Source organism: Kitasatospora sp. NPDC043950, from assembly GCF_056435345.1.
The window spans coordinates 104,566-122,882 of the sequence record NZ_JBWKER010000007.1 but is presented as its reverse complement, the minus strand read 5'-3'; the positions used below and the strand labels follow the sequence as shown (position 1 = coordinate 122,882).

The window sequence follows — 18,317 nt, the reverse complement described above, 5'->3', positions numbered from 1 at the left end:
GAATGACCACCACTGTTGAGCCGACCACGGCGACGGGCCGCGTCGCGCGGGTCATCGGCCCGGTCGTCGACGTGGAGTTCCCCGTCGACGCTATTCCGAACATGTTCAACGCCCTGCACGTCGAGGCGGAGAACCCCGACGGCTCGGGCAAGAAGACCCTGACCCTCGAGGTCGCCCAGCACCTGGGCGACGGCATGGTCCGCGGCATCTCGATGCAGCCGACCGACGGTCTGGTCCGTGGCACCCAGGTCACCGACACCGGTGCCGCCATCTCGGTGCCCGTCGGCCAGATCACCAAGGGCAAGGTCTTCAACGCCCTCGGCGACGTGCTGAACGTGGACCAGAAGGAGTTCGACCAGCAGGTCGAGGTCCGCTGGCCGATCCACCGCAAGGCGCCGGAGTTCAAGGACCTCGAGTCCAAGACCGAGATGTTCGAGACCGGCATCAAGGTCATCGACCTCCTCACCCCGTACGTCCAGGGTGGCAAGATCGGTCTGTTCGGTGGTGCCGGTGTCGGCAAGACCGTTCTGATCCAGGAGATGATCTACCGCGTCGCCGAGAACTTCGGTGGTGTGTCGGTGTTCGCCGGCGTCGGCGAGCGCACCCGTGAGGGCAACGACCTCATCGACGAGATGGTCGACTCGGGCGTTCTGGACAAGACCGCGCTGGTCTTCGGCCAGATGGACGAGCCGCCGGGCACCCGTCTGCGCGTCGCGCTCTCCGCGCTGACCATGGCGGAGTACTTCCGTGACGTCGAGAAGCAGGACGTGCTCCTCTTCATCGACAACATCTTCCGGTTCACCCAGGCCGGTTCCGAGGTGTCGACCCTGCTCGGCCGCATGCCCTCCGCGGTGGGCTACCAGCCGAACCTGGCCGACGAGATGGGCCTCCTCCAGGAGCGCATCACCTCGACCCGCGGTCACTCGATCACCTCGATGCAGGCGATCTACGTCCCCGCGGACGACCTGACCGACCCGGCCCCGGCCACCACCTTCGCCCACCTGGACGCGACGACCGTTCTGTCGCGCCCGATCTCGGAGAAGGGCATCTACCCGGCCGTCGACCCGCTGGACTCCACGTCCCGCATCCTCGACCCGCGGTACATCGCGCAGACCCACTACGACACGGCCCTCCGTATCAAGGGGATCCTGCAGAAGTACAAGGACCTCCAGGACATCATCGCGATCCTCGGTATCGACGAGCTGTCCGAGGAGGACAAGGTCACGGTCCACCGTGCCCGTCGCATCGAGCGCTTCCTCTCGCAGAACACCTACGTGGCGAAGCAGTTCACCGGTGTCGAGGGTTCGACCGTGCCGCTGTCGGAGACCATCGAGGCCTTCAACGCGATCGCGGACGGCAAGTACGACTCCATCCCGGAGCAGGCCTTCTTCATGTGCGGTGGCATCGAGGACCTCGAGAAGAACGCCGCCGAGCTGGCGAAGAAGTAGTCGCGGCCGGTAGCAGCTGAGTGACCGTGAGGGGTGGCCCCGAGCCCGGGACCACCCCTCGCGTCGCATCGGCTGTGATTCCGGTCAAATCCGTGCCGCCGGTTTCATGCCGGAGGCGCGCGGCCGTTATTCTTACCGAAACTCCCGAGTAATCGGGGGTTGCATGAGCCTAGGAGCCCACGTTGGCTGAGCTGCACGTCGAGCTGGTCGCAGCCGACCGCAAGGTGTGGTCCGGTGCGGCCACCATCGTCGTCGCCCGTACGGCCTCCGGCGACACCGGCATCATGCCGGGTCACACCCCGGTGCTGAGCGTGCTGGAGACCGGTCCGGTCACCATTCGCACGGCGGACGGCGGCACCGTGATCGCCGCGGTGCACGGCGGCTTCATCTCCTTCGCCGACAACAAGCTGTCTCTGCTCGCGGAGATCGCCGAGCTGGCGGACGAGATCGACGTCGCCCGTGCCGAGCGCGCGCTGGAGAAGGCCAAGTCGGGCCTGGACGAGCACGCCGAGCGGCGCGCCGAGGTCCGCCTGTTCGCGGCGCGCGGCCTCAAGGCCCACGTCTGAGTGCGCCAAGACCCTGGTTCAGCGGGGTCGACCGACGGTCCCGGGGACGCGTGAGCGTGACCCCGGGACTGTCGTCGTAGTTGGTAGGTCAACGCGGTCGCTTGATACGACCGATACGGGGAACGCGGGTAGCGAGGAGGTAGGTGAGCATGGTCCTCGCGCTTGTGGTGTGTGCGGCGGTCGTGGCGCTGGGTGTGATCGGCCTGGTGGCGTTCGCGGTACGACGCCGCCTGATCCAGCGGGTCGGCGGCACGTTCGACTGCAGTTACCGACTCAAAATGCCCGCCGACGCCTCGACGCAGCCCGACCTCGACGAGAACGGCAAACCCACCTCGGCCCCGGTCCCCCAGACCGACGGCAAGGGGTGGGTTTTTGGTATCGGCCGCTACAGCGGTGACTCGATCGAGTGGTTCCGGGTCTTCTCGTACGCCCCGCGCCCGCGCAGGGTGCTGCCGCGCCGGGAGATCGAGGTGCTCGGCCGGCGCTACCCGGAGGGCCAGGAGGAGCTCGCCCTGCTCTCCGGCTCGGTGGTGCTGCGCTGCCTGCACAACGGGGAGCCGCTGGAGCTGGCGATGAGCGAGGACGCGCTCACCGGCTTCCTCGCCTGGCTGGAGGCCGCCCCGCCCGGGCAGAGGGTCAACGTCGCGTAGCGGCGGGACCCTCGGGGTGGGGGTACCCCCGGCCGGAGGCTGGGGGAGGTCAACGTCGCGTAGCGGCGAGACCCTCGGGGACAACGCCGGGTAGGGCTGGTCCCGCTCGGGGTTAACGCCGCCTAACCCGTCCGGCTACGCTGGCCGCATGGTGAATCTGACGCGCATCTACACCCGCACCGGCGACGACGGCACCACCGCGCTAGGTGACATGAGCCGGACCACCAAGACCGATCCCCGCCTGGTCGCGTACGCCGACACCAACGAGGCGAACGCGGCGATCGGCGTGGCCGTCGCCGCCGGATCGCTGCCCGAGGACATCGTCACGGTGCTCGTCCGGATCCAGAACGACCTGTTCGACGTCGGCGCGGACCTGTCCACGCCGGTGGTCGAGGACCCGAAGTACCCGCCGCTGCGGGTGCTGCCGTCGTACGTCGACCGGCTGGAGGGGGACTGCGACCACTACCTGGAGCAGTTGGAGAAGCTGCGCAGCTTCATCCTGCCCGGCGGTACGCCCGGCGCGGCCTACCTGCACCTGGCCTGCACGGTGGTGCGGCGGGCCGAGCGGGCCACCTGGGCGGCGATCGCGGAGTACGGGGACAGCGTCAACCCGCTGACCGCGAAGTACCTCAACCGGCTCTCCGACCTGCTGTTCATCCTGGCCCGGGCGGCCAACAAGGAGCGCGGCGACGTGCTCTGGGTGCCGGGCGAGAACCGCTAGCGGTCCCTCAGAACCGCCGGCAAGCCCCTCAGAGCCGCTTCTCCGGGACGCCGGCGACGGGCTGCTCGGCGATCGGGTCGTCCGCGTCCTGCTCGCCGGCCGGCGGCTGCTTCGGCCAGAGCGTGTAGCTGACGGCGATGACCACGTTGACCACGGCGGCGATGCCCAGCTTGAGGTACCACTGGAGGAAGGTGCCGAAGTGTGCGGAGCCTCCCGACAGCGGCACCAGCAGGGTGATCAGGCTCAGTGTGATCGCGGCCGAGACCACCGTGCGGCGGCAGATCTGCCACTCGTACCGGGACCGCGCCAGGCCGTACTTCGGTGAGCGCGGCGGCTTGGGGCCGCCGGCGAAGCGGTACATGAAGTGCCGGTCGGCCCAGCGGACCAGGGAGGGCCCGTACCCGATCGAGAAGCCCGCGTAGCTCGCCGCGAGGGCGTGCGTCCAGCTCGCGGCGGCGCCGCCGCGCAGGTCGAGCACGGTGAGCACGTACAGGGTGAGGTCCACCGCCGGCAGGCCGACCAGCAGGGCGGTGCTGGTGCGGCGCCACCGCAGCAGGTAGCGGGCGGTGAGACCGAGGCCGAGCAGGATCCAGAAGGAGATCTCGGCCGCGACGATGAGGGTGACGATCACGTTGTGCTCCCGGGCGGTCGGCGGTGCCTCCAGCCTGGCGCGCGGGCGTGGCCGCGTCGTCGTCGCCGGGTGCCGTCCCGGCCTGCACCTTTCGATGTACGGCGGCTCCTCCGGGGACCGGAGCCGGGCGGCGCCCGGGGATGGTGAGATGGAGGTGTGCTGAGACCGACCCTCACCCCGCGCCAGGAGGACCGGGGGATCGCCCTGCTCGGTCTGCTCGGCGGAGCGCTGCTGATCGCGCTCCAGGTCTACGACAACTCCTCGCGGATCCCGCGCGGGGCGGTGGTGCCGGCGCTGCTGGTCATGGCGGTGCTGGAGCTGTTCCGCCGGACCAGGCCGGTGCTCACCACGACGCTGGGCGGGCTCGCCTTCGGGTACAGCATCTTCACCGGCGCCCTGCTGGCGACCAGCCTGATGTACACCGACCTGCTCTACGCGGCGGTGCTCTACGGGACCCCGAGGATGTCCCGGATCCTGCACCTGACCGGCACGGGTTCGGTGCTGGTGCTGTCCACCCTGGTGCTGATCTACAGCGACGCCTCGAACGCGGTGGCGGTGGTGGTGCTCACCGTCCTGATCTACCTGGCGCCGGTCTGGACCGGGGACGTGGTCCGCAAGCACCGCGACCGGGCGGTGAGCGAGCGGCTGCGGGCCGAACAGACCGCGCTGCTCTCGGAGATGGACCGGCGTGAGGCCGTCGTCGCCGAACGCGCGAGGATGGCACGGGAGTTGCACGACGTGGTGGCCAACCACCTGTCGGCGATCGCGATCCACGCGACCGGCGCGCAGTCCGTCGCCCGGCGCCGTCGGCTGGCCGGGGACGACCCGCTGGTGGAGGTGCTGGCGGTGATCCGGGAGAGCAGCGTCCAGGGTTTGGCCGAAATGCGCCGCATGATCGGACTGCTGCGCGACAGCGGCGGGGGAGAGGCGGACGAGTCGTACGCGGCGCCCGACCTGGCCGCCGTGGACGCCCTGCTGGCCAAGGCCCGGGCGGCCGGCCAGGACGTCGGGCTGGACTTCGAACTCGCCGAGCGGGGCGAGCGCGGGGAGGTCCCGGTGCCGGTCCGGCTGGCCGCGTACCGGATCGTCCAGGAGTCGCTGACCAACGCGCTCAAGCACGCCGGGCCCGGACTGGTCAGCGTGCGGATGGAGTTCGGCCCCGAGGAACTGCGGATCGCCGTCGACAGCCCGTACCGGCACGGACCGGGCCGCGAACTGCCCGGCGCCCGGGCCGGGCTGGTCGGCATGGCGGAGCGGGCCGGGCTGCTCGGCGGCAGCTTCGAGGCGGGGCCGCGGAACGACTACTGGAGCGTGCGCGCGGTACTGCCGCGCGGGCGGGAGAGCGGGGCAGGGGCATGACGATCCGGGTGCTGGTGGCCGAGGACCAGGCGGCGGTACGGGCGGCGCTGGTGATGATCCTGCGGGCCGAGCCGGACATCGAGGTGGTCGGGCAGGCCGCCGACGGCGAGGAGGCCGTCCGGCTGGCGCTGGAGCTGCGGCCCGACGTGGTGCTGATGGACGTGCAGATGCCCCGGCTGGACGGCGTCTCGGCGACCCGGCAGGTGGTCGCCGCCGGGGCCGGCCAGGTGCTGGTGCTGACCACCTTCGACCTGGACGAGTACGTCTACGGCGCGCTGCGGGCCGGCGCGGCCGGGTTCCTGCTCAAGGACCTGGAGGCGGACACCCTGGTCGAGGGCGTCCGGACGGTGGCGCGCGGGGACGGCATGCTGGCGCCCTCGGTGACCAGGCGGCTGATCGGCGCCTTCGCCCGGCCGGACCGGGCGGTCGGGCCGGAAGCCAGGGAGGCGGTGGCCGGACTGACCCCGCGTGAGCGGGAGGTGCTGGCCTGCATCGGGGCCGGGCTGTCCAACGGGGAGATCGCGGCCCGGCTGGAGATGGCGGAGGCGACCACCAAGACGCACGTCAGCCGGATCCTGGCGAAGCTGCGGCTGCGCAACCGGGTGCAGGCGGCGATCCTGGCGCAGGACCTCGGGCTGACCGTCTGAGCGTCTGACGGTCCGGTCGGCCGGTCCGGTCAGATGGTCCGATCGGCCGGTCTGATCGGCTGGTCACGGCGGGTCTGGGTCGCCCGACCAGGTCGGGCGCAGATCACACTCCCGATTGACACCACGGGGCCGGATTGGGCATTAGAGTCCCGGCAACGAGCGACGCGGCTCTCCGGCGGTGACCCCTGCCCTGAGCCGCCTTCAGGGCCCGCCCCAGGGCGGCGACGGCATCGGGAGACCCAGCCATGAGCAATGCGTCCAGCAAGCAGATCGCCGTGATCGGTGCCGGCCTGATGGGCGCCGGCATCGCCCAGGTGTCCGCGCAGGCCGGCCACCCGGTGGTGCTGCGGGACGTCACGGAGGAGGCCCTGCAGCGCGGTCTCGCGGGCATCCGCGCCTCCTACGCGAAGTTCGTCGCCAAGGGCCGGCTGAGCGCCGAGGACGCCGAGGCCGCGCTGGGCCGGATCACCACCACCACCGACCTGGGCGCCGTCGCCGAGGCCGACATCGTGGTCGAGGCCGTGTTCGAGCAGTTCGAGGTCAAGGAGGGCGTCTTCCGGGAGCTCGACAAGCTCGCCAAGGACGGCGCGGTGCTGGCCTCCAACACCTCCGCCATCCCGATCACCCGGATCGCCGCCGCCACCCGGCGCCCCGAGTCGGTCGTCGGCGTGCACTTCTTCTCGCCGGTGCCGCTGATGCAGCTCGTCGAGCTGGTCCGCGGCTACAAGACCAGCGACGAGACCCTGGCCGCCGCCCGCGCCTTCGCCGAGGGCGTCGGCAAGGACGTCGTGGTGGTCAACCGGGACGTGGCCGGCTTCGTCACCACCCGCCTGATCACCGCGCTGGTCGTCGAGGCCGCCAAGCTGTACGAGTCGGGCGTCGCCACCGCCGAGGACATCGACACCGCCTGCCGCCTCGGCTTCGGCCACCCGATGGGCCCGCTGGAGACCGCCGACCTGACCGGCGTGGACATCCTGCTGCACGCCGCCCGCAACATCTACGACGAGACCCAGGACGAGAAGTTCGCCGCCCCGGAGATCATGGCGCGCATGGTCACCGCCGGCGACCTCGGCCGCAAGAGCGGCCGCGGCTTCTACCCGTACGAGGGCAAGTGAGCCCCCGCCGGAACGGGTGAACGACGACGCCCGGCGACCGGGCGGGCCGTGCGGCGGAACACCGTACGGCCCGCCCGCTCGGGGGCGGGTGAGTTTCCTCACGCCAGGTGCCGCAGACGGGTGATTTGGGCGGTAATCGAGCGTAGGTGTGGAGACTGACTGCGTATATTCCCTCGGACGAGTGAAGTTGCTTCAGATCTGGCCGGAACCAGCAACCTGCGCTGCTGGTTCGCCGTCAGAAGAGGGAGACCCGGCCCAGCACGACGAGGCTGCGACCGGACCCGGGCGAGGGGCCACGGCCCGCCCGGATGGACACCCCCACCCCCCGCCCCGGCACGGCCGGGTCGGACCACCCCCGTACCGGACCGGTCAGGCGAAGGAGGAGAGCATGCGCATCACCGGCGACCACAGGGCGCTGGCCATCGAAGGCCGCCTCGACGTGCGCACCGCCGCCGATGCGCGCGCCCGGCTGCACCAGGCCGTGGACGGCGGCCTCGGCGACCTCGTGCTCGACCTCGCCCGGCTGGAGTTCTGGGACGCCACCGGCCTCGGCGTGATCATGGGCACCCACCGCAGGGCCGGCCGGATCGGCCGGCGGCTGGTGCTGCGCTCCGTCCCGGCCCAGCTCCAGCGGCTGCTGGTGGCCACCAAGCTGCACCGCATCCTGGCCGTGGACGGCGTCACCGAGGCCCACGGGATCGCCCTCTAGGGCCTGGCCGCTCCTGCCCCCGTCCGGCCCCGGTGCTCGTTCGTTCCCTGCCTTCGTTCGTTCCCCGCCCGCTCTTCGTCCGGCCCCCGACCTGGCTCTGATCAGCCGTCGTCCGGGCCCCGACCGGGCTCTGATCGGCCGTCGCCCGGCCCCCGACCGGGCCGCCCCTGCGCGGGCGGGCCCGGATGTGCAAGAGTCTGCCCGTCAGATGACGGCCGCCCCAGCCAGCTGCCCCCAGCCCGCGCGCGGCCGCGACCGAGACGTCAGCCGGCCGGCGCGGGACGCCGGCGGCCGAGCAGGATGCGGAGCAGAACGTGGCACAGCCAACCGGGGAGTTCCGGCAGGAGGCCGCCCGCACCCGAGGCGGCGAACTCGTCTCCGGCGCCCTGCTGGTCGGCGTCGGCGCCCCGGACGGCTCCGAGGTCAGGCCCTGTCCCGAGGAGTGGCGGCCCCGCCCGCGCCGGATCGAGCGCAGCGAGCCCGCCCGGGGCCCGGTCGGCGGCGTCGGCCGCGCGGTCGGCCCGCTCGCCCTCGGTGCCGGGCCCGCCGACCTGCCGCTGCTCGACCGCGAGGCCGACGTCGCCGAACTCCTCGGCCTGCTCGCCGAGGGCCGCTCGATACGCCTGGTCGGCCAGGCCGGCTCGGGCCGCAGCGCGCTGCTGTCGGCCGTCGCCGAGGCCGCCGCCGACCTCGCCCCCGGCGGCGTCGTCCAGCTCTGCGGGCACCGCCGCACCGCCGCCGACCTGCTCCAGGACCTCTTCGCGGCCACCCACCACGCCCCCGGCTACCGGCCCGACCCGGGCCAGCTGGCCGTGCACCTCGCCGAGGTCGGCGCGATCGTGGTCGTCGACGGCGCGGAGCAGTCCGGCGCCGAGCTGGAGGACCTGCTCGCCCTCGCCCCCGGCTGCGCCTTCCTGATCTCCGCCGCCCCCGGGAGCCCGGCGCTGTCACCCGGCTCCCGCTTGCAGGACCACCTGGTCGCCGGGCTCTCCCGCTCCGCCTGCCTCGCCCTCGCCGCCCGCCAGGCCGGGCGGCCGCTGGACGTTGAGGAGAAGGCCTGGGCGGTCGACCTCTGGTTCGAGTCCGAGGGGCTGCCGCTGCGCTTCGTCCAGGCCGCCGCGCTGCTGCGCCAGCGGGACGTGGCGGTGGACGCGCTGGTCGCCGCCGAGGAGGACCGGATGGGGGTCTTCGGCGCGGTCGAGGAGCCCGTCCACGACCCCGATCCGGCCGTCCGCGAGAACGCGCTGCGCCGCACCGTCCCGCTGCCGTCCGTCGCCGAGACCGCCTCACCCGCCGTCCGGCTCGCGGAGGGGCTGAGCGAGCCCGCCCAGGCCGTCCTGAGGCTCGCCGTCGCGCTCGGCGGCGAGTGTCCCACCGCGCCGCACCTGCCTGCGCTGATCGACGTCGGCCAGGGCGAGAGCGCCCTCGCCGAACTCGCCGACGCCGGGCTGGCGGTGTCCATCGGCGGGCACCACCGGCTGACCGCCGGGGTGCTGGACCTGCTCGCCCCGCACTGGCCGGCCCGCGGCTGCCTGGACGGCGCCGCCCAGCACTTCGCCTGGTGGGTCGGGCACAGCTCGGTGTCGCTGGAACAGGTCGCGGCCGAGGCGGAGGTCGTGGTCGGCGTGCTGGTCGCGGACCGGGCGGCCGGCCGGCACGACGCCGTCGTGCGCCTGGCCCGGGCGGCCGCGCCCGCGCTGGCGCTGGCGCTGCGCTGGGGCGCCTGGGAGAGGGTCCTGGAGCTGGGGCTGGAGGCGGCCCGCCGGACGGGCTCCGGCACCGACCAGGCCTGGTTCCACCACGAGGCGGGCGTGCACGCGTTCTGCGTCCGGGAGCCGTCCCGGGCGATGGCCGAGCTGGAGACGGCGCTCACCCTGCGGTCCGCCGCCGGCGAGCAGCGCGGCGTCGCGGCAGCCGGCCGGATGCTGGACCTGCTGCGTGCCGACGGGCGGCAGCTGCCGCCCGCGGCGTCCCCCGGGCCGGCGCCCGTGCGGCGGCCCGTCATCCGCGCGATAGCCAAGGTGCCGTCCAGCCTGCGCTCCGGGACCAGGCGTCGGGTGATCGCCGCGTCGGCGGCCGTCCTCGCGCTCGGGGCGCTCGGGACGGCGGTGGCGATGAGCGCCACCGGTCCGGAGCAGCACCCGGGCAACGACCCGCACACCCGGCTCGACGACCCCGACGGCGGGCAGGGCGGGCCGCTCCCGTCCCCGCACGTCGGTGGCCCGACCGCCGGGGCCGGTGCCACCGGTACGGGGGTGTCAGGGACGGGAGCGCCGGGGACGGACGCGGGGGGCGGTGCGGCGGCGGGCGGGACCAGCCCGGAACCGTCGGCGAGCGGTGGCGCCTCGCACTCGCCGAGCGCGTCGAAGAAGCCGAGCCGTGGGCCGAGCGAGACCGCGGGGGCCACCGAGCAGGCGCAGCAGTCGCAGCCGCCCGCACCGGGACAGTCGCAGCCGCCGGCCCAGCAGTCCGGCCCGCCGCAGGGTGGCAGCGGCGGCGGCAGTGGTGGCGGCACCGGCGGCGGCAGCGGTGGCAACTCCGGGGGCACTCAGCCTGGCGGAGGCGCCAGCACGCCGCCCCCGCCGAAGCCGTCGACCACGTCGCCCTCGGCGACCGCGACCACCCAGCCGCCCGCCACGGGCCCCGCGACCGGGACGTCCAGTCCTCCGCCGCCGACGCCCTCGCCGTCCGCGAGCTGACCGGTCAGAACAGCTTGAGCTTGTCGTCGTCGATGCCGCGCAGCTCGTCGTAGTCCAGCACCACGCAGCCGATGCCCCGGTCGGTGGCCAGCACGCGGGCCTGGGGCTTGATCTCCTGGGCGGCGAAGATGCCCTTGACCGGGGCCAACAGTGGGTCCCGGTTGAGGAGTTCGAGGTAGCGGGTGAGCTGCTCGACGCCGTCGATCTCACCGCGGCGCTTGATCTCGACGGCCACCGTGGCACCGTCCGAGTCGCGGCAGAGGATGTCGACCGGGCCGATCGCGGTGGGGTACTCGCGGCGGATCAGGGACCAGCCGGCGCCGAGCACCTCCATCCGGTCCGCGAGCAGCTCCTGGAGGTGCGCCTCGACGCCGTCCTTGATCAGGCCCGGGTCCACCCCGAGTTCGTGGGAGGAGTCGTGCAGCACCTCCTCCAGCGTGATGATGAGCTTCTCGCCGGCCTTGTTCTCCACCGTCCAGACCCCGTCCGCCTCCTTGAGCGCGCACGGCGGGGACATCCAGTTGAGCGGCTTGTAGGCGCGGTCGTCGGCGTGGATGCTGACGCTGCCGTCGGCCTTGACCAGGATGAGCCTGGTGGCGGAGGGCAGATGGGCGGAGAGCCGACCGGCATAGTCGACTGAGCAGCGGGCAATTACGAGACGCACGGTCGACCACGCTAGCCCACCGGGGCCAGTTGATGCGATTCCACGACGACCGGGTGAAGAAACCGGGAACCCCGCGAACATGGAGGCTCGGCAATTCCGCTCACCTCCCGTCGCGGTCTGGCGCCCACGTCCTGGGGTCGCTACCGTACGTGACGGCACGCGTGCGGGATCGCTGTCAACGGGGACGGAGACTTCAGATGAACGATCCGACGGGATCCGGCCAATGTGGTGCACCGCCGCGTATTTCCGAAGCAATCCACAGGAATGACCGGCCCGTCCCGCCGTTGACTGCCACGCTGTTCCGAGCGCGGTCGGTGTCCGGGACGTCACGTCCCGTGGTGCCGCCGCCTTCGCGGGGTGTCAAAAACGCCCGTTCCACGGCGTTCCGGACACCACGCGCGATCCGCCCACCCTCACTGTGAGCTTGGACTACGCACGACCACCCGGGCGCCGCGCGGGTGGACCGCGAGAGGAGAATCCATGTCGCTCGACGTCTCACCGGCCCTGCTGGAAAAGGCCGAGCGGGGCGAGGTCGACGAGCGGGAATTCGTCGACTGCGTCCGCGTCTCGCTGCCGTACGCCTGGGACCTGATCAGCTCGCTGGTCGCCCAGGCGAAGGTCGACGGTACCGACTTCGCCGACAACCAGGTACCGCCGCCCAGCGAGCAGGCCCGCGGCCAGCTCCTGCGGGCCCTCGCCAGCGACGCCATCCGGGGGGCCCTGCAGCGGCACTTCGGGGTGCGGCTGGCCTTCCAGAACTGTCACCGGGTGGCGGTCTTCCTGCCGTCGGACGCCAACGAGGCACGGCACGCACGCTTCACCTCGGTCCGGGAGCAGCTGCTCAACCAGTCCGAGGAGCTGCGGGACTGCTGACCCGGCAGCACCGCCGATGCCGGGCCCTAGGTCCTGTCCGGCCGACCTTGCCGGGCCCGCGACGCCGGACATCCCGCCTGGACGCACGCCCGAATCGCCCAAGTACGCCCAGTACGAGGGCGATCCGGGCGCACGCCCAGCCGGGCGCCCAACGCCGCGGGCTGATCCGCCAAGATCGACCGGATAGGACCTAGCGGCCCGGAAGGTCGTCGGGCCGCCCCCGTCCCCCGGTGCGGGGGGAGGGGCGGCGGCCCGGACCGGGCCCGGCCGCTCCACCCCCGGGCTCACCCCAGCTGCGGCAGCACCTCGGAGCCGAGCCGGGCGATGTTGTGCAGGGTCGCCTCGCGGTCGCCGCTGCCCTCCGCGAGCAGCGCGAAGCGGCGGATGCCGGTCCGCTCGGCGGTGGCCAGCAGCCGGTCGGCGCACTGCCGCGGCGTGCCCACCGCGTGCAGGTCGCAGAGGAGTTCGGTGTACTCGCGCGGGTCGCGCATCTTGCGCTCCCGGCCGTCCACGGTGCGGTGGGCGCCGAGCCCGTACTCGAACCAGCCCGGCATGGCGTTCAGCAGGGTGGCGCGGGCCGCCGAGGTGCGGTCGTCGACCTGGGCCACCCCGGCCGCGACGTGCCGGCGGTTCACCCGGCGCAGCTGCTCCTCGCCGCGCCCGGCGGCCAGCCAGGCGCTGCGGTACAGCTCCAGCATGCGCAGCTTGTCGTCGTCGCCGGAGTGCATGCCGAGCAGCATCGGCAGGCCGCGTTCGGCGGCCAGCCGCACCCCGCTCGGAGAGGTGCACGCGACCACCATCGGCGGTCCGGCCACCGGCCGCCCGGACGGGTCGAGTTCCTCACCGAAGCCCTCGCCGAGGCCCTCGACGTCCTGGCGCTGGCGCGGGAAGCGCACCGGGCCGGACCGCTCGCCGAGACCGAGCCAGCTGCCCAGTCCGGACCGGCGCACCGGTTCGGTGGCGCGCGGCACCACCGCCACCTCGGGGAAGGCGAACTGCGGGCCGTCCGCGCCGACCCGGGAGCCGCGCAGCCAGCGCAGCAGCAGGTCCAGCCGCTCCGGGAAGCCGTTCTCGAAGGCGTCCACGCCGCCGCCGAACACGTCCAGGTCGATCCAGGGGCCGCCGCGGCCCACCCCGAGCGTGAAGCGCCCGTCCGAGGTGAGGTGCAGCAGCGCGGCCTGCTCGCCGAGCGCCACCGGGTGGGCGGTGGAGAGCACGCTGACCGCCGTGCCGACGCCGATCCGGCGGGTGCGGCCGAGCAGCAGCGCGGCCAGCGTGGCGGCGTTGGGGCAGACCCCGTACGGGACGAAGTGGTGCTCGGCCAGCCAGACGCTGTCCAGGCCCGCGCGTTCGGCCTCGACGGCGGCCCGGACGGTGCGGTCCAGCGCCTCGCGGTGGCTCTGCCCGGGGAACTGCGCGGACAGCAGGAACGCGCCGACCCGCACCGGCGCGGTGTCCGGCGGGAGCGCGCCCGCCCGCTGCGGAACGGGCAGCGGCTCGCCCGCCGCGGCCGTGACCGGGGCGGGCGAGGTCAGCACCGGCCCGGGGGCGGGCGGCCGGACTCCGACGGGCCGACGGGTCTCGGCGCGGGCGCTGGTCTTGGTCATGGTGGGGCCTCCTCGGGTGCGCGCAGGGTCTGCGGGCCCCGCCTGTTCCCCTTGTGGGTATCCGATGTCATGTGCCAATGGCACGCGGAAACCCGGATTTCGTCGAAGATCGGGTGGATCTCGGCAAAAACGCGGGAGCGTCGGACGATGCCGTGATAGTGGCCTGCCGGAGGGGCGGCCGGCCGTAGGCTGGAACGACCCGAAATCCCGGAAGAGAGGTAGTCCGACGTGTCGCCGCGCCGCAACCGGATCAAGAGCGCCGACCCGGGCGGGAGCGCCGAGCAGGCCTCCCCGCTCGGCGGATCGCTGCGCCGCACCGAGAGCCACCAGGGCGACGACTGGGTGGTCCAGACGGTCGCCGGGACGGCCGGGCGGCACTACCGGTGCCCGGGCTGCGACCAGGAGATCCCGCCCGGGATGGGCCACGTGGTGGCCTGGCCGATGTACGGCGCGGGCGTGGACGACCGGCGGCACTGGCACCGCGCCTGCTGGGGCGCGCGGGAGCGCCGGGCCTCCAACGTCCTGCGGGGCCGCGGCGCTCCGCGGTACTGAGCCGGTCAGGCGTCCCGGTTCTTGAGCACCAGCGCGCCGCCGAGCAGGGCGGCGAGCGTCCAGGCCAGGCAGATCACGAAGCCCTCCCACGGCCCGTACGGCTGGCCGTGCTGCTCGTACACCAGCAGCATCCGCGAGCCCGCGTAGTCCGGGAAGTAGTGGGCCAGGGTCTTGACCTTCGGCACCGCTGAGAGGATCGGCGAGAGCAGGAAGAAGAACGGGACCAGTACGCCCAGTGCCAGCGTCTGGCTGTGCAGCATCGTGGTGACGCCGGCCGAGAACAGGCAGAGCATCGTCAGGTACAGCGCGGCGCCGAACACCGCGCGCAGCACGTGCGGTTGGTCGAGGCTGGTGGAGTGCGAGCCGAGCAGCGCCTGGCCGGTGAAGAAGGTGACGAAGGCCGTCACCACCGAGACCGCCAGGGCCATCGCGCCGAGCACCACCGCCTTGCCGGTGAGCAGGGTGCCGCGCTGCGGGACGGCGGCCAGGGTGACCCGGATCATGCCGGTGCTGTACTCGTTGCCGATGGCCAGCACGCCGAACACGATGATGGCGAGCTCGCCGAGCATGATGCCGGAGAAGGCCGTGCCGGTGGCGTCGAAGACGGACTGGTCGCCCCGCCGGAACTCGCCGAAGTTGCTGTTGGTGAGCAGGGACAGCAGCGCGCCGATGCCGACGGTGACGACGAAGGTCAGCGCGAGCGTCCAGATCGTCGAGCGGACGCTGCGGATCTTCGTCCACTCGGAGCGCAGGATCGCCGGGAAGGACGTCATCTCAGTTCTCCTCCTGCCGGGCCGCCGCGGTCTGCGGGGCGCCGTCCGCTTTCCAGCCGGCGCCCCAGACGCCGGGTGCGCCGGCCGCGTCCCGGCCCGGGCCGTCGCCCGCGTGGTACTCCACCGAGTCGGCCGTCATCTGCATGAACGCCTCCTCCAACGAGGCCTGCTGCGGGCTGAGTTCGTGCAGGACGACGCCGTGGGCCGCGGCCAGGTCGCCGAGCCGGGCGAGATCGCCGTCGACCACTTCGTAGGAGCCGCCGGGCCCGGGTTCGGACCGGAGCCCGGCGCCGGACAGGGCGTCGAGCAGGCGCTCGGGGTGCGGGGTGCGCAGCCGGACGGCGGAGCGGGAGTTGCGCCGGATGAACTCCGGCATCGGCAGGTCGGCGAGCAGCCGGCCCTTGCCGATGACCACCAGGTGGTCGGCGGTGACGGCCATCTCGCTCATCAGGTGGGAGGAGACGAAGACGGTCCGGCCCTCGGTGGCGAGCCGCTTCATCAGGTTGCGGATCCAGAGGATGCCCTCCGGGTCCAGTCCGTTGACCGGCTCGTCGAACATGACGATCTCCGGGTCGCCGAGCAGTGCGGAGGCGATGCCCAGGCGCTGGCCCATGCCGAGCGAGAAGCCGCGGGCCCGCTTGCGGGCGACCGGGGTGAGGCCCACCAGGTTGAGCACCTCGTCCACCCGGCGGGTCGGGATGCGGTTGCTCTGGGCGAGCCAGAGCAGGTGGTCGCGGGCGGTGCGGCCGGGGTGGACGGCCTTGGCCTCCAGCAGCGCGCCGATGTACTTGAGCGGTTCGCTGAGCTGCCCGTAGCGCTTGCCGTCGATGGTGACCCGGCCGCTGGTGGGGCGGTCGAGGTCGAGGATCATGCGCATGGTGGTGGACTTGCCTGCGCCGTTGGGGCCGAGGAAGCCGGTGACCACGCCCTGGGGGACCTGGAAGCTGAGCCGGTCCACCGCGAGGGTCCTGCCGTAACGTTTTGTCAGGTCGTGCAACTCGATCATTCGCGCTCCCTTACTCCTGGTAAGGCTAGGACAAAGCGGATATCACGGCCCGCTGAGTGGGCCCGCCGGGCGTGCCGGAATACGGTGGGCCCATGACCCAGCCCCCCTCCGCAGTGTCGGTCCGCGAGAGCGGCACCGGAACACCCCTCGTGCTGCTGCACGCCTTTCCGTTGAACGCCTCGATGTGGTCCGCCCAACTGGACGCGCTGCCCGGTCTGACCGGCGACGAGGCCCGGGTGCTCGCCCCGGACCAGCGCGGCTTCGGCGGCACCGAGCTGGGGGCCGACGAACCCTCGCTGGACCTGGTCGCCGACGACCTCGCCCTGCTGCTGGACGCGGCCGGGATCGAGCGCGCGGTGGTCGGCGGGCTCTCCATGGGCGGTTACGTGGCGCTGGCCTTCGCCCGCCGCCACCCGGACCGGCTGGCCGGACTGCTGCTGGCCAGCACCCGCGCCACCGCCGACACCGACGCCGTCCGGGCCAACCGGGAGCGGATCGCGGCCGCCGTCACCGCCCGGGGCAGCGTCCAACTGCTGCTCGACGAGGAGGTCGCCGCCGGGCAGCTCGGGCCGGACTCGCTGCACCTGGTGGAGCGGGTGCGGTCGCTGGTCGCGGCCGCGTCGCCGGCCGCCGTCGCCTGGGCCCAGCGGGCCATGGCGGCCCGGCCGGACGCGCTGGACGTGCTGGCCGGGCTGCGGGTGCCCACCGCCGTCGTCGCGGGCGCGCAGGACGGCCTGGTGGCGCCGGAGGAGGCCGAACCGATGCTCCGGGCCCGGCCGGACGCCGAACTGACCGTCATTCCCGGGGCGGGCCATCTGAGCGCCCTGGAGGCACCGGAGGCGTTCAACACCGCCGTCCGCGACCTGCTGGCCCGGGTGACGGCGGGATGAGGGAGGAAGCGACCGGCTGGGACTTCTCGGCGCTGGAGGTGACCGGCCGGATGCCCGTGACCAACCGCGGCGAGGGCCTGGTCGAACTGACCCTGGAACCGCTCGGCGAGGACTACTGGCTGCGCCCCGGCGAGACCTTCATCGTCACCTCGTACGGCGACCACGGCTCCGGCCACCCGTTCGAGGTGCAGTACTGGCCGGACTCGGTGTCGGTCTGGTGCACCTCGTGGTTCGGCACCGTCTCCGACGACGAGGGCAACCAGCTCAGCAGCGGGCACCAGCGGCCCGACGGGGCCTACCCCAGGTGACGCCCGCTCACCCAGGTCACCCGAGATGATGACGGTGGAAAGACGGCAGGCCCTCACCCTGGTGGGTGAGGGCCTGCCTGCTGTTCCGCACGTGCCGTCCGTTCCGCACGTACCGCCGGGCGCCGGCGCCCGGCGGCGGCGTCAGCGCGACTGCTGGGCGGGCACGCCCATGGTGTCGTCGCCCGGCAGCGAGGCGGCGGCCACGGCCGCGCCGGTCAGCGTCGCCAGCATCTCGCGGACGTTGGTCAGCTGGGCGTTGATGCTGTCGCGGCGGTTGGTGAGCGCCGCCAGCTCGCGCTCGGACTCGCTGCGGATCCGGTCGGCCTTGGCGTTGGCGTCCGCCACGATGTCCTCGGACTGGCGCTGCGCCGTCTCGACGGTCTGGCGGGCGCGGCGCTCGGCGTCGGTGCGCAGCTTCTCGGCCTCCAGGCGCAGCTGCTCGGCCCGGTGCTCGATCTCGGCCAGGCGCTTCTCGGCCTTGGCCTGACGGGCGGCCAGGTCACGCTCGGACTGCTCGCGGCGCTTGGCCAGGTTGGTCTCGAACTCCAGCGCGGCCTGGGCGGCCTTGGTGCGGGTCTCCTCGAAGAGGGCGTCCGCCTCCTCGCGCTTGTTCTGGGCGTCCTTGTTGGCCTCGGCGCGCAGCTGGGCGCTGTCGCTCTTGGCCTTGTCGACGATCCGCAGACCCTCGTCCTCCGCCTTGGCCTTGCGGTCCTTGGCGTAGTTCTCGGCCTCGGTGCGGACCTGCTGGGCAGCGGCCTCGGCGAGCTCGCGGTGCTGCTCGGAGGCGCGGTGCGCCTCGTCGCGCAGGTCCTTGGCCTCCTCCTCGGCCAGTCGCAGGATCTTCTCGACCCGGGCGCCGAGACCGGCGTACGAGGGCTCCGCCTCGGTGACCGCCGCCTGCGCGGTCTGGGTCTCCAGGTGGAGTTCTTCGATGCGCTTCTCGAGCGCGCTGATCCGGGTCAGGGCACTGTCACGGTCGGCCACCAGCTTGGTGATCCGCTCGTCGACCTGGGCGCGCTCGTACCCACGGCGCACCAGGTCGAAGCCGTGAGGGGAGTGACTGTCGCTCATGGGGTTCTGGGCTTCCTGTCGTCAAACC

General features: G+C 73.0%; 19 protein-coding genes. 13 read left to right on the top strand and 6 right to left on the bottom strand.

Annotated features, from left to right (window positions below):
* Nucleotides 1-2 precede the first annotated feature (2 nt).
* From atpD to AC07BF_RS07145, 4 genes are all read left to right on the top strand, one after another.
* Nucleotides 3-1,448 (top strand): F0F1 ATP synthase subunit beta, encoded by a 1,446-nt coding sequence (gene atpD / locus AC07BF_RS07160; protein WP_363581998.1) that lies wholly within the window; start codon nucleotides 3-5, stop codon nucleotides 1,446-1,448.
* A gap of 182 nt (nucleotides 1,449-1,630) precedes the next feature.
* Nucleotides 1,631-2,014, top strand: coding sequence for a F0F1 ATP synthase subunit epsilon (locus AC07BF_RS07155; RefSeq protein WP_363582000.1), 384 nt, complete (start codon nucleotides 1,631-1,633; stop codon nucleotides 2,012-2,014).
* 149 nt (nucleotides 2,015-2,163) lie between these two features.
* On the top strand, nucleotides 2,164-2,664 hold the full coding sequence (locus AC07BF_RS07150) for a DUF2550 domain-containing protein (RefSeq protein WP_063347798.1): 501 nt from the start codon (nucleotides 2,164-2,166) through the stop codon (nucleotides 2,662-2,664).
* A gap of 148 nt (nucleotides 2,665-2,812) precedes the next feature.
* Nucleotides 2,813-3,385: a cob(I)yrinic acid a,c-diamide adenosyltransferase gene (locus AC07BF_RS07145; RefSeq protein ID WP_363582002.1), complete on the top strand. Its 573-nt coding sequence runs from the start codon at nucleotides 2,813-2,815 to the stop codon at nucleotides 3,383-3,385.
* A 28-nt stretch (nucleotides 3,386-3,413) separates the two neighbouring features.
* Here the strand turns inward: AC07BF_RS07145 and AC07BF_RS07140 are convergent, their stop codons facing one another.
* On the bottom strand, nucleotides 3,414-4,016 hold the full coding sequence (locus AC07BF_RS07140; protein WP_363582004.1) for a hypothetical protein: 603 nt from the start codon (nucleotides 4,014-4,016) through the stop codon (nucleotides 3,414-3,416).
* 156 nt (nucleotides 4,017-4,172) lie between these two features.
* Here AC07BF_RS07140 and AC07BF_RS07135 point away from each other — a divergent pair, with 156 nt between their 5' ends.
* The 5 genes from AC07BF_RS07135 (at nucleotide 4,173) to AC07BF_RS07115 (ending at nucleotide 10,545) form a co-directional block, all read left to right on the top strand.
* Complete coding sequence (locus AC07BF_RS07135; protein WP_400988541.1) at nucleotides 4,173-5,375, top strand: sensor histidine kinase; 1,203 nt, start codon at nucleotides 4,173-4,175, stop codon at nucleotides 5,373-5,375.
* A complete protein-coding gene (locus AC07BF_RS07130) occupies nucleotides 5,372-6,022 on the top strand; it encodes a response regulator transcription factor (protein ID WP_350879592.1) in 651 nt (216 codons plus the stop codon). Before AC07BF_RS07135 ends, AC07BF_RS07130 begins: the two co-directional genes overlap by 4 nt.
* Before the next feature lie 245 nt (nucleotides 6,023-6,267).
* Entirely contained in the window at nucleotides 6,268-7,137 is an 870-nt protein-coding gene (locus tag AC07BF_RS07125) for a 3-hydroxyacyl-CoA dehydrogenase family protein (protein ID WP_400988539.1), read from the top strand.
* Between the two features lie 388 nt (nucleotides 7,138-7,525).
* Nucleotides 7,526-7,846 (top strand): STAS domain-containing protein, encoded by a 321-nt coding sequence (locus tag AC07BF_RS07120; protein WP_363582008.1) that lies wholly within the window; start codon nucleotides 7,526-7,528, stop codon nucleotides 7,844-7,846.
* Nucleotides 7,847-8,160: 314 nt separating this feature from the next.
* The gene (locus AC07BF_RS07115; RefSeq protein ID WP_478317272.1) at nucleotides 8,161-10,545 is read left to right on the top strand and encodes a P-loop NTPase family protein; all 2,385 of its coding nucleotides are present in this window, start codon (nucleotides 8,161-8,163) and stop codon (nucleotides 10,543-10,545) included.
* Between the two features lie 4 nt (nucleotides 10,546-10,549).
* On the opposite strand, the gene nucS is transcribed toward AC07BF_RS07115, so the two are convergent.
* Complete coding sequence (gene nucS, locus AC07BF_RS07110; RefSeq protein WP_280676005.1) at nucleotides 10,550-11,209, bottom strand: endonuclease NucS; 660 nt, start codon at nucleotides 11,207-11,209, stop codon at nucleotides 10,550-10,552.
* 480 nt (nucleotides 11,210-11,689) lie between these two features.
* Here nucS and AC07BF_RS07105 point away from each other — a divergent pair, with 480 nt between their 5' ends.
* Nucleotides 11,690-12,082 carry an SCO5389 family protein gene (locus AC07BF_RS07105; protein WP_063347790.1) on the top strand — a complete coding sequence of 131 codons (393 nt, stop codon included), beginning with the start codon at nucleotides 11,690-11,692 and terminating at the stop codon, nucleotides 12,080-12,082.
* Between the two features lie 284 nt (nucleotides 12,083-12,366).
* Here the strand turns inward: AC07BF_RS07105 and AC07BF_RS07100 are convergent, their stop codons facing one another.
* Nucleotides 12,367-13,527, bottom strand: coding sequence for an LLM class flavin-dependent oxidoreductase (locus AC07BF_RS07100; RefSeq protein ID WP_363582152.1), 1,161 nt, complete (start codon nucleotides 13,525-13,527; stop codon nucleotides 12,367-12,369).
* Between the two features lie 390 nt (nucleotides 13,528-13,917).
* On the opposite strand from AC07BF_RS07100, the gene AC07BF_RS07095 reads away from it, so the two are divergent.
* Nucleotides 13,918-14,241 carry an ATP/GTP-binding protein gene (locus AC07BF_RS07095; RefSeq protein WP_363582013.1) on the top strand — a complete coding sequence of 108 codons (324 nt, stop codon included), beginning with the start codon at nucleotides 13,918-13,920 and terminating at the stop codon, nucleotides 14,239-14,241.
* 5 nt (nucleotides 14,242-14,246) lie between these two features.
* Here the strand turns inward: AC07BF_RS07095 and AC07BF_RS07090 are convergent, their stop codons facing one another.
* A complete protein-coding gene (locus AC07BF_RS07090; RefSeq protein ID WP_363582015.1) occupies nucleotides 14,247-15,014 on the bottom strand; it encodes an ABC transporter permease subunit in 768 nt (255 codons plus the stop codon).
* 1 nt (nucleotide 15,015) lies between these two features.
* Entirely contained in the window at nucleotides 15,016-16,020 is a 1,005-nt protein-coding gene (locus AC07BF_RS07085) for an ABC transporter ATP-binding protein (protein WP_363582018.1), read from the bottom strand.
* A 92-nt stretch (nucleotides 16,021-16,112) separates the two neighbouring features.
* On the opposite strand from AC07BF_RS07085, the gene AC07BF_RS07080 reads away from it, so the two are divergent.
* Both AC07BF_RS07080 and AC07BF_RS07075 read left to right on the top strand, forming a co-directional pair.
* Nucleotides 16,113-16,910 carry an alpha/beta fold hydrolase gene (locus AC07BF_RS07080; protein WP_363582020.1) on the top strand — a complete coding sequence of 266 codons (798 nt, stop codon included), beginning with the start codon at nucleotides 16,113-16,115 and terminating at the stop codon, nucleotides 16,908-16,910.
* Nucleotides 16,907-17,218 (top strand): hypothetical protein, encoded by a 312-nt coding sequence (locus tag AC07BF_RS07075; RefSeq protein WP_363582022.1) that lies wholly within the window; start codon nucleotides 16,907-16,909, stop codon nucleotides 17,216-17,218. Before AC07BF_RS07080 ends, AC07BF_RS07075 begins: the two co-directional genes overlap by 4 nt.
* A gap of 141 nt (nucleotides 17,219-17,359) precedes the next feature.
* On the opposite strand, the gene AC07BF_RS07070 is transcribed toward AC07BF_RS07075, so the two are convergent.
* Nucleotides 17,360-18,289, bottom strand: a complete 930-nt coding sequence (locus AC07BF_RS07070; RefSeq protein WP_063347784.1) for a coiled-coil domain-containing protein — start codon at nucleotides 18,287-18,289, stop codon at nucleotides 17,360-17,362.
* Between the last annotated feature and the right edge of the window lie 28 nt (nucleotides 18,290-18,317).

What these genes read in the sequence shown, in the direction of transcription:
- AC07BF_RS07150 (WP_063347798.1), top strand. Translation starts at nt 2,164, where the DNA reads ATGGTCCTCGCGCTTGTGGTGTGTGCGGCGGTCGTGGCGCTGGGTGTG.
- AC07BF_RS07145 (WP_363582002.1), top strand. Translation starts at nt 2,813, where the DNA reads ATGGTGAATCTGACGCGCATCTACACCCGCACCGGCGACGACGGCACC.
- AC07BF_RS07130 (WP_350879592.1), top strand. Translation starts at nt 5,372, where the DNA reads ATGACGATCCGGGTGCTGGTGGCCGAGGACCAGGCGGCGGTACGGGCG.
- AC07BF_RS07120 (WP_363582008.1), top strand. Translation starts at nt 7,526, where the DNA reads ATGCGCATCACCGGCGACCACAGGGCGCTGGCCATCGAAGGCCGCCTC.
- AC07BF_RS07085 (WP_363582018.1), bottom strand. Translation starts at nt 16,020, where the DNA reads ATGATCGAGTTGCACGACCTGACAAAACGTTACGGCAGGACCCTCGCG.
- AC07BF_RS07075 (WP_363582022.1), top strand. Translation starts at nt 16,907, where the DNA reads ATGAGGGAGGAAGCGACCGGCTGGGACTTCTCGGCGCTGGAGGTGACC.
- atpD (WP_363581998.1), top strand. Translation starts at nt 3, where the DNA reads ATGACCACCACTGTTGAGCCGACCACGGCGACGGGCCGCGTCGCGCGG.
- AC07BF_RS07090 (WP_363582015.1), bottom strand. Translation starts at nt 15,014, where the DNA reads ATGACGTCCTTCCCGGCGATCCTGCGCTCCGAGTGGACGAAGATCCGC.
- AC07BF_RS07105 (WP_063347790.1), top strand. Translation starts at nt 11,690, where the DNA reads ATGTCGCTCGACGTCTCACCGGCCCTGCTGGAAAAGGCCGAGCGGGGC.
- AC07BF_RS07125 (WP_400988539.1), top strand. Translation starts at nt 6,268, where the DNA reads ATGAGCAATGCGTCCAGCAAGCAGATCGCCGTGATCGGTGCCGGCCTG.
- AC07BF_RS07070 (WP_063347784.1), bottom strand. Translation starts at nt 18,289, where the DNA reads ATGAGCGACAGTCACTCCCCTCACGGCTTCGACCTGGTGCGCCGTGGG.
- AC07BF_RS07080 (WP_363582020.1), top strand. Translation starts at nt 16,113, where the DNA reads ATGACCCAGCCCCCCTCCGCAGTGTCGGTCCGCGAGAGCGGCACCGGA.